Source organism: Aeromonas sp. QDB56 (assembly GCF_027705505.1).
GTDB lineage: Bacteria > Pseudomonadota > Gammaproteobacteria > Enterobacterales > Aeromonadaceae > Aeromonas > Aeromonas caviae.
In genome coordinates, this window is the sequence record NZ_JAPDBZ010000152.1 from 1 (window position 1) to 9,370 (window position 9,370).

The 9,370-nt window shown below is 52.9% G+C and carries 8 protein-coding genes and 3 pseudogenes; 3 read left to right on the forward strand and 8 right to left on the reverse strand.

Features of this window, described 5'->3' with window-relative positions:
* Positions 1 to 67 precede the first annotated feature (67 nt).
* A pseudogene (locus tag OKB81_RS17545) lies at positions 68 to 977 on the forward strand (IS3-like element ISAeme20 family transposase); the annotation flags it as partial.
* A gap of 333 nt (positions 978 to 1,310) precedes the next feature.
* Here OKB81_RS17545 and istB read toward each other — a convergent pair.
* Positions 1,311 to 1,514, reverse strand: a pseudogene (istB, locus tag OKB81_RS17550) (IS21-like element ISAs29 family helper ATPase IstB); the annotation flags it as partial.
* A gap of 251 nt (positions 1,515 to 1,765) precedes the next feature.
* Here istB and OKB81_RS17555 point away from each other — a divergent pair.
* Positions 1,766 to 1,993, forward strand: coding sequence for a hypothetical protein (locus OKB81_RS17555; protein ID WP_270805343.1), 228 nt, complete (start codon positions 1,766 to 1,768; stop codon positions 1,991 to 1,993).
* Positions 1,994 to 2,207: 214 nt separating this feature from the next.
* On the opposite strand, the gene tnpC is transcribed toward OKB81_RS17555, so the two are convergent.
* From tnpC to tnpA, 3 genes are read right to left on the reverse strand one after another with little or no spacing between them, the layout of a single operon-like run.
* Positions 2,208 to 3,758 (reverse strand): IS66 family transposase, encoded by a 1,551-nt coding sequence (tnpC, locus tag OKB81_RS17560; RefSeq protein ID WP_042060621.1) that lies wholly within the window; start codon positions 3,756 to 3,758, stop codon positions 2,208 to 2,210.
* Between the two features lie 30 nt (positions 3,759 to 3,788).
* A complete protein-coding gene (gene tnpB / locus OKB81_RS17565; protein WP_042060615.1) occupies positions 3,789 to 4,136 on the reverse strand; it encodes an IS66 family insertion sequence element accessory protein TnpB in 348 nt (115 codons plus the stop codon).
* A complete protein-coding gene (gene tnpA, locus OKB81_RS17570) occupies positions 4,133 to 4,534 on the reverse strand; it encodes an IS66-like element accessory protein TnpA (RefSeq protein WP_042060619.1) in 402 nt (133 codons plus the stop codon). The genes tnpB and tnpA overlap by 4 nt, the downstream gene beginning before the upstream one ends.
* A gap of 329 nt (positions 4,535 to 4,863) precedes the next feature.
* On the opposite strand from tnpA, the pseudogene OKB81_RS17580 reads away from it, so the two are divergent.
* Positions 4,864 to 6,008: pseudogene (locus OKB81_RS17580) on the forward strand (IS630 family transposase).
* A 63-nt stretch (positions 6,009 to 6,071) separates the two neighbouring features.
* Here the strand turns inward: OKB81_RS17580 and csm6 are convergent.
* From csm6 to OKB81_RS17600, 4 genes are all read right to left on the reverse strand, one after another.
* Positions 6,072 to 7,382 carry a CRISPR-associated ring nuclease Csm6 gene (gene csm6 / locus OKB81_RS17585; protein ID WP_161507925.1) on the reverse strand — a complete coding sequence of 437 codons (1,311 nt, stop codon included), beginning with the start codon at positions 7,380 to 7,382 and terminating at the stop codon, positions 6,072 to 6,074.
* 54 nt (positions 7,383 to 7,436) lie between these two features.
* A complete protein-coding gene (gene csx16 / locus OKB81_RS17590; protein WP_161507924.1) occupies positions 7,437 to 7,742 on the reverse strand; it encodes a CRISPR-associated protein Csx16 in 306 nt (101 codons plus the stop codon).
* Between the two features lie 26 nt (positions 7,743 to 7,768).
* The gene (locus OKB81_RS17595) at positions 7,769 to 8,473 is read right to left on the reverse strand and encodes a Card1-like endonuclease domain-containing protein (RefSeq protein ID WP_270805346.1); all 705 of its coding nucleotides are present in this window, start codon (positions 8,471 to 8,473) and stop codon (positions 7,769 to 7,771) included.
* An 82-nt stretch (positions 8,474 to 8,555) separates the two neighbouring features.
* Positions 8,556 to 9,185, reverse strand: coding sequence for a toprim domain-containing protein (locus OKB81_RS17600; protein ID WP_270805347.1), 630 nt, complete (start codon positions 9,183 to 9,185; stop codon positions 8,556 to 8,558).
* Positions 9,186 to 9,370: the final 185 nt, after the last annotated feature.

The following is a 9,370-nucleotide window of genomic DNA, read 5'->3' on the forward strand; positions in this document are numbered from 1 at the left end:
TTAGGGACTCAGAATACTTTTTTCTGAAAATCAAGGCGGCCTTCCCCGGAAAGCCGCGATGAACCATAAAAAAGGCCGCCGCGTACTTTGCTCAGGAGTCACTGCCAAGTACGCGTGGATAGCCAACCAACAGGACATCTATCCCATTTCCGTTATCTGTCGTGTGCTGGAGGTCTCTCGTGCGGGCTTCTACCACTGGCGCCAGCGTCCACCGTCACAGCGCCAACAAGAAGATGAACGACTCAAGGTCGCCATTCGGGCTGCTCACAGCAAGACGCGCCAGACCTATGGCGCATCGCGTTTACAAGCTGAGTTGGCCGCCGAAGGATTTTACGCTGGGCGGGACCGGATTGGGCGATTGCGCCGTGAAATGGGGTTGTCTTGCAAACAAAAGCGCAAATTCAAGGCGACAACCCATTCTGCTCATTCCCTGCCCGTGGCGGAGAATCTCCTTGGTCAGGTCTTTGCGCCGACGAAGCCCAACGAAGTCTGGACCGGTGATCACCTATATTGCCACCGACGAAGGCTGACTTTATCTGGCTGGTCTCAAGGATGTGTTTACCTGTGAGATAGTGGGTTATGCGATGGGAGAGCGAATGACCACCGGGTTGGTCAGTCAGGCGCTGTTTCGGGCTGTGCAGCAGAAGAGGCCACCCGTTGGGCTTATTCATCACACAGACCGGGGCAGTCAGTACTGTGCCAAGGCTTACCGGGCTCTCCAGGTACAATTTGGCATGCAGACCTCCATGTCACGCAAGGGGAACTGCTTCGACAATGCCCCGATAGAAAGCTTCTGGGGGTCTCTTAAAAATGAACTGGTTCACCACCATAGATTCGAGACGAGAGCGGAGGCCAAGGCAGCGATTCAGGAATACATAGAGATTTTTTACAACCGCCAGCGTCGGCATTCACGACTTGGCAATGTCAGCCCGGCGGAGTTTAACAAGAGGTATTGGAGAACTGCTCAGGCTGCTTGATCCGGGACTGTCCGATCTTGTCAGGACACCTCAACCTGAACACTTTGCCCCTCCTTTCCGGAAACAGTGTTCAACATCCCGGAATCACTGTTCACACTCACCGGAATCATCCTTAACGCATTGATGTCACCGCCGATGTAAAAATGACCCACTAACGCCGGAGTAAAGTTGACCCACCTGGGCCAAGATCGTGGCTTTTGAGCCACGCCCATGTTGACCCAGGAGTTATCAGTGGAAATCAGAGTGTTGGCCCTGCGTATTCCGGTGAAGTTGAACAGTGATTCCGGCCAACGTGAACACCCTGATCCTTAACGCGCTCACGTCATCTCGTTTCTAACTCGACTGTTCAGATTGGGTCAACTCACTTCTCCTCTTTCTCATCGATTCTCCCTTCAGTGACAGCCGGTGAGCGTTGTGCATCAGCCGGTCCAGGATCGCATCTGCCAGGGTGTTGTCACCCAAGCTCGCGTACCACTCTTCCGTTGGTAGTTGACTGACCACTACCGTCGAGTATTTTCCATACCGATCATCCATGATCTGCCTGCTGGAGGCGTGATCCAAGCCAACATCCTGGCGGTAGTCCGGCCCACACTCAGCGTTTGAGCATTTGCAGCAATGGCGGTAAGGGAGACCGGAGTCGTCAGATATCTGCTTGAAAAAACGACATGTAGAAGTATCCAGTATTGTTGCCAGCTGGGTTGCTTTCTATGCTCTTGTGGTCAAATGACGCCAGCCGTCCATCGTATGATTCTTTGGACTGGGGCCAAGGGAGCGAACAAGGATACCGAATGGCAAATCCCAAAAGTCTGATATTCCAACTGCATAAACATTGGGACGTCATCGAAGCATTGGTTCGGGCTTCGCGGGAATGGCCTGCTTTCGATGAGGCGATGGTGCTGAGGCTAATTGGCAAGTCCAGCCGGGGCAGTGACAGCGAGCCTGAGTGTGGAGAAATCTTGCGCAGCCTATGTAGCAGCGATGTCCTGCAGTGGCTTGAGCGAACCGATACCCTGTAGGTCAACCCCTTGGTGCAAGAGTTTGCGCGGGGGCTGTTACGTGAGCATGAGTTAGGGCTTTCTGCCGTGCTCAAGGCGCGTATCGAGGCCATCAAACAAGCGACAGCACAAATACTGGAAGGTTCTGAACCACTCAATCCCGATTATTTGCGTCAGGGCTCAGCCAAGATGTCAGTAAGCGTCCAGCGAAGGCCGTATTGACAGGAGCGACAGGTTATTCAGCAGGTAGAGCAACACGCCAAGGCAGCAGTTCGCCGACCCGGTTCACCGGCCAGTCTGCGATCACATTCAGTACATGCCGCAGGTAATGCTCCGGATCTACCCCGTTCAACCGGCAGGTGCCGAGCAAGCTGTACAACAAGGCTCCCCGTTCACCACCATGGTCAGAGCCAAAAAACAGGAAGTTCTTTCGCCCCAAGCTCACCAGCCGTAGCGCATTCTCCGCTATGTTGTTGTCCACTTCTATCCAGCCGTTTTCGGTGTAGTACGTCAGTGCTGACCACTGATTCAAGGCATAGGCGAAGGCCTTAGCCAACTCGGAGTGACGCGAGAGCGACTGCATCCTATCCCGTAACCAGATCTCCAGCTCTTTCAGTAAGGGCTTTGCCCGCCGTTCTCGTTCTGCCAGCCGGTGTTCTGCTGACATGCCGCGCAGTTCTGCTTCAAGGCTGTAAAGCTGACCAATTCGTTTGAGGGCTTCGTCTGTGTTATCCGATGGCGTTCGGATATGCACATCATGGATCTTTCGCCTGGCATGAGCCCAGCAAGCGGCCTCCTTTATCGTGCCGGCAGCTCGGTCTTCACGATATAGCTCATTAAATCCTGCATATGCGTCTGCCTGTAGGACGCCGCTGAAATCGGCAAGATGGCTTTGCGGATGGACTCCCTTTCTATCAGGCGAGTAAGCGAACCAGACGGCTGGCGGCAGTGCGGAGCCTGCGTTGCGATCATCGCGTACATACGTCCACAGACGTCCTGTTTTTGTCTTTTTATTGCCAGGGAGCAGTACCGGCACCGGGGTATCGTCTGCGTGTAGTTTGCCATCGGTCAGCACATACTGCCGCAGCGCTTCCTCCAGCGGTGACAGTAATCGGCAACACGCATCTACCCAGCCAGAGAGCACAGAGCGGCTCAGCTCCACGCCCTGACGGGCATAGATTTCCGACTGGCGATACAGCGGGGTGTGCTCTGCATACTTGGAGGTGAGTACCCGAGCCAGTAAGCCTGGCCCGGCGATACCCCGCTCGATAGGACGTGATGGGGCTGGCGCTTGTATGATGAAATCGCATTGCCCGCAGGTGTGTTTCTCCCGAACCGTGCGGATGACCCGGAAGGCACTGCGTATCAGTTCTAACTGCTCAGCAGTATCTTCTCCAAGGTATGCCAGCGCTCCACCACATTCCGGGCAGACAGCCTCTGTTGGACACAGGCGATGCTCATCGCGGGGAAGCGCTTGAGGGAAGGGTTTGCGAATGCGAGTCTGGCGAAGTGGCCGCGGTACCGCTGGATCATCGACCCGACCGGTGAAGGTATCACTCTCCTGCTGGAGTATTTGCAGTTGCGCTTCGGTCTGAGCGATACGACGAGCGAGTTTCTCGGACTGGCTGCCAAAATACATACGCCGCAGCTTGTCGAGTTGCGCAAGCAGGCGCTCAATTTCGCGCTCCCGCTCTTCCAACCTTGCATGCAAAACACGATTGAGTGACTCCTGTTCAGCCAGGAGTCGTTTCAGTCGCAGGATTTCGTCGGCTAGTAATTTTTCCATACCCATGCATCTTACATGGGGGATCACTTTTTACAACATGGTCAATGAGTTAGCCAGGCGCTTTGGATGGCGCCAGTCTATTCCCTCCAGTAGCATGGCCAGTTGTGCAGGCGTCAAAAAGACTTTGCCGTTTCGAGCCGATGGCCAGGCAAACCGACCCTGCTCCAGCCTTTTGGTCAGCAGACACAGACCATCGCCGGTAGACCAGAGGAGCTTAACTTGACTCCCGTTACGGCCCCTGAAGATAAAGACATGCCCTGACAAGGGATCATCCTTCAACGTCATTTGCACTTTCGAGGCTAACCCATTGAAGCCGTTTCTCATGTCTGTGATACCGGCCACGATCCAGATCCGGGTGCCAGTAGGAAGATTGATCATACGCGCAGGGTCTCCAGGATCATTCGTAATACATTGGTATCGACGGTGCCATCGATGACGACCATTGCACGCCCCAGTCGTATCTCGATGGTGCCGGATGGTGTCGGTTCAGAGGCCGTCTCTGGCGTGAGCATTTCGGGCTGCGGGGTCGGAGGCAAGAAGATCTCCGTGGATGAAGGGGGCAACACCAGTTCGATGGGATATAACGCAGGGGCTTCGGCTTTGGCATCACGTCGCCATTTGAACAAGAGGTTTGCATTGATCCCGTGCTCCTGTGCGAGTTTTGAGACGGAGACGCCGGGTTGGTTGGCGGCCTCGACAAGTCGCTGTTTGAATTCTCGTGAGTAATTGGCTCTGCCTTTACGGCTGCCATTGGTACGACTATTGGTGTACACCATCTTTGGTTCCCACTACTTTTAGTGGGAACTACTTTGTCCACAACTGCCTCCATTCACCAGACGGTAGTGGCCGGACGCTTACGGAGAGAGGATAGCGGTGGCCAGTAAAAAAAACGGGCTGGCCAATTGGCCAGCCCGGGGGCATTTCTCTCATCCCTTTAGTCAGGGCGTCCTTCAGTAGGACTATCATGGCTGTGATCCGGCAGGGATTTGCTTCATACTAAATAGCTGTTCCGAATAGTAGATCACTGGAGGAAGGGAACTCAGTCCAGTTTGTGCGATCTCATTAGTCGCTAAACAAAACAAGCCACACCCAAAGGACTGAGTTGATGCCTATCCTACCACCTCTGCCACGACCACAACGGCGCCGCATTCACAAAATCATCCATGCCACCCGTGATAAAGGGCATGCTCGTCGCTTGATGGCCATCTTGCTGTTACATGAAGGACGCACGGTCACTGATGTTCATCACCTTACCGGCGCTGCTCGCTCGACCATCGGCCGTTGGCTTCGATGGTATCGAGATGAAGGCATAGATGCGCTAGGGAAAGTGCGAACAAGTATCCCACGAACAAAAAATGAAAATTTTAGTCATTTAATATCAATGGGTTACCATTAAATGCTCTCGTGCCATATGACTTATTCGCACCTTCCCTAGAAGCCTTACCGGCTGGCCGTGCCCCAGTCTTACCTGTTGCCAAGATTGTCACTTTACTGGTGCTGCTCATGCAGTTTTCTCCGCAAGATTTTGGTTATCAGCGCAGCCGCTGGTGTACCGAACTATTGGCTATCAAAATCAATCGGTTAACAGGCCTCAATATGGCAGCCTCCACGCTCCGTCGATGGTTACCGCGTATGGGCATTGTCTGGCGAAGGCCCGTGCCGACCTTGCGGATAAAAGACCCAGCCTATCAGGAGAAAATGGCGGATATCGACGCTGCGCTGGCCCGCTGTGATGCCGATAATCCGGTGTTTTATGAGGATGAAGTCGATATAGACCTCAATCCCAAATTAGGGGCCGACTGGATGTTCAGAGCGCAGCAAAAGCGGGTTGTCACGCCGGGACAGAACGCGAAACATTACCTGGCAGGCGTTCTCCATGCAGGCAACGGAAGAGTGCTTTACGTCAGTGGGATAAAGAAAAACTCATCCCTGTTTATCGCCATGCTGGAAAAGCTGCGTCGCCACTACCGACGAGCCAAAACCATCACGCTGATCCTCGATAACTACATCATTCACAAAAGCAAACAGACCGAGCGATGGTTGAAGAAAAACCCTAAGTTCTGCCTGGTATTTCAGCCAGTTTACAGTCCTTGGGTTAATCACATAGAACGGCTGTGGCACAAGTTGCATGAAACCATCACGCGCAATCATCAATGCAGAGGGATGGCCAACCTGCTGGCTCGAGTGAAACACTTCATGGATACCGTGTCTCCTTTCCCGGGGAATGGCTATGGCACAGCAAAGGTGTAGCACTATTAGGATCAGTTATTTAGCGCGCCGCCATCGGCCCAACTGGCTCACCAGTTGTTGGGATTACCGGAAGTGGATATGGTCAGGCTTCAGTTTAAGCCCTTTGAATTCGAAGGCCGTGCGCTTACCCTCCTCTTTGAAACTGGCGACCGTGCTGATTTGGTAGTAACTGGCCAGACGGGGCCCCAGTGCATGGTTTAGTGTTTCATTGGTATCTTTTTGTAGCCGTACCCAGAGGTTTTTATGGTTCTTGAGCAGGGTCGCCAGATCGCGTTGGGGATGTTCTGTGTACAAAAATTGGGTAGTGCTGTTTTCTTGCAGCAACCATTTGTTGCGATATATCCGATTTGGCTCGGGAATATCGGCAGCGTTAAAACGCTCCTCTTCTTGTTCGGTCATCCGAGAGACGGCATCGGTGGCAAGTTCAAAGAGATCTTCGAGTGAACTCTTGTCATCAACCTGGGCTGAGGGATGGATTGCCGCTCTGAAGAAGGCGGCCAAGCGTCTGTCAAGTTCCCGCTCTTTCATCCCTTCGCGTGGCGCGTCCAGCCCTTCGCCAGGGTTCGCCTTGCTGTCTTGTGCCATCCAGCTGTAGAAGGCAAAGCAATCGGGTTTAAGCAGCACTTCTATGTCGTCGCACCAGACACTCATGTGTTCAAAGTCGAGGGTGACTTTGGCAGTGTCAAACGTAAGTGCATTGGCGCGGTTAATCCGCTCGACTGTCTGGGTATAGCTCAAATCAGCTTTGCTGATTAGGGTGGTTGGCATCTCTTCGCGCATCAACACCAGCGGAATGGTGGCGAGCGTCACCTCAGCCTGACTTAAATCATGTTGTGCTTCATTACGTGAATCTGCCCGCCAGATAGGCGTGGGTGTCGGGTAGTAAAAATCAGGCACACGCTCATAGGGATCGCTAACCAAGACATGGCTAAGGCAATCTTGGGGGCGGCCAAACAGGCTCATGGCATAACCTAGAGCAAATCCCATTGTTTTGCGGCCACCTGCGAGTGAGGCATGAATTGCCAATTCAGGATCTGCGGTGAGAGAACGGACGTATCGGGTAATGAAATCTGTGATGATTTCCTGCTCCCGTTCGCTACGGACATCATCGAGCGGTTGGCCATTATCACCACAGGGCACCTTAATGTCGGACACGGTAAAAGTGATTGGAGGGAGTTTATAGTCACGCTGCAGGCGCTCAATCGGATTATCCTCTCCTAAGAGATTTTTCACCAAGCGATCGCGACCATCGCCGGTGGTGATGACCTCGATACGTGTGGGATATTTGGCAGGATCTTGGCGATAGATACCATACAAGGTCTCGGTAATGATTTGTGGGGTCATTCCGGATACAGCCAGCAATATGTGATTCAATGTGGTTTCCTCTAATCAAATGCGCGTAAATACCCCATTCATCTGGAAAGGGTCTTAAAGTGTTGGCCTTTTATCAACGGCCTCGACCCGAAATTCGACGAGCGAGGCTTTCAGTTGATCCAACTGATTAGCGCTGAGTTCCATACCGCGCAATTCAGGCGTCAGCGGAACACAAAGGTGCAGGTAGCGGGCCCCGCGTTGCTGTACCTCTGCCACCATAGGCAGTGGTAGTGTGCCTATAACCAGATCACCGGCACAAATGAGAGCAGGATCAAGGTGAGATAGCATTGAGTCGATGACCAATGACTGGCTAAGACACCATTCAATCGCACCAGGGTGACGGCTAATCAGATAGTTCATCTACGTCCTTATATAAATGACCCAAGTCAATTCATCTTGTCGAAGTAACGTTGTAACTCAGCACGAATAGTTCTGCCATCAGCCCTGTCGCATAGCGCGATGCGGTTATCCCTGGCGCGCTGAACCATCTCGTCAGGCAAGGGGCGGGCGCTGATCAGCAGGCGCTCACCAAACAGTCCTCCCAGTTTGCGTCCCAGGCTCTCGAGCTTGAGGACTACATCCTGATTGGTGCTCTCTCCCTGCTGGTGATCTCCCCAGTACTTGGCCTTGCATTCGATGGTGAGCAGCTGGTTGTTGTGACAGATCAGCACATCGAATTCATTATTTTTGCCACGTTCATTGTTTTGTTTGAATGCCTGGGTTTGCCACTCACCTTCAACACTCATAGCGACTTCGTCAAAGCCGCAGTCCAGTGCATTAATGTAAGTCAGCTCCTCGAGCCATCGCCCTGCGAGATAGTGGCAGGTATCTTTGTCGCTAAATTGCAGGCTCTTGTTCTGCGTTGATGAGCATTGCAGCAACCCCTTTTCTTGCAATACCAAGCAGAGCTTCTGAGCGTCTTGATTAGGTTTTTCTTTGAGTTCTGAGCGGAGCTCTGGCTGGTTAGCCGCTTCATTTGCCGCGTATTGCAACTGGCCGATGAAATAGCGGCAATCACGCTGAAACTGGCGTCCCAGATAACGGGTCAGCTCGGCGCGGGCTAGGGAAGGTGCGAATAAGTCACCAAACATAAAAATGCGCCTTTGTAAGTATTTGAATTTAATAAACTATTTTGTTCAGTTTCGTTGTGGAGGGTGCTTATTCGCACCCTCCTTAAGGAATGTCCCTTAATGCCAACAGTTGACGCAGGGTTTCATCCTTGCCTGCCAGCAATAACAAATCGTTGAAATCCGTCGGTTGACGGGTATGCAGGTATTGCGCGAAGCGAGGCCAGATCACCCGATCACCTTCTTTTGCGGCCTGCAATGCCGAGCTGATCCCGACGTTGCCCACTGCGGGCTTCCATTGATCATTGTCAGCAATAAAGCAAACCGGCTCATTGAGCGTGGCACGCACTGCTGCCAAATTATTTGCACTTAGCGCAATCACCACGTTGCCCGGCCAAAACAGCGCAACGGATAAACCGGTCGCCACGCCCTCACAGATTGCGGTTGGCGCATGCGATGCGCTAGGCAGGGCCTCAATCGTGATAGATGCCCCGGTCAACCAGCCAGACGTCTGAATATAATGACGTTTTTCATCATGGTTTGCCGATGGCGAAATCAAATGAAACCCAACGCGACCGTGCTGCGGATGGCCAAGTGGCAGCAAAATGGAACCATCCTTTTGTTGTCTGGCATCGAGCCTTGCCAGCAATAGCGGATTAGCCAAATGAGCAAGTCGTGTTTGCAGCCATGGATGGTCAAGCTGCAACGGTTTGGCACCGAAAAAGGCGGCTGCCAAATTCAATACCTTTTGCTGGCGCCAGTTATCGTCGGGTTGGACGACTGCTTTTGCATGGCCAAGCTGCCGCGTTGTCGCTAATGGCTCGCAGCGCAGACCGCTTCGCCACACAGGGTGAGAGCGTGAACAAATTGTTAAATTGAGGTCAATTTAGCCAACCCAGCATCCAGTACCTTTTCCAGATA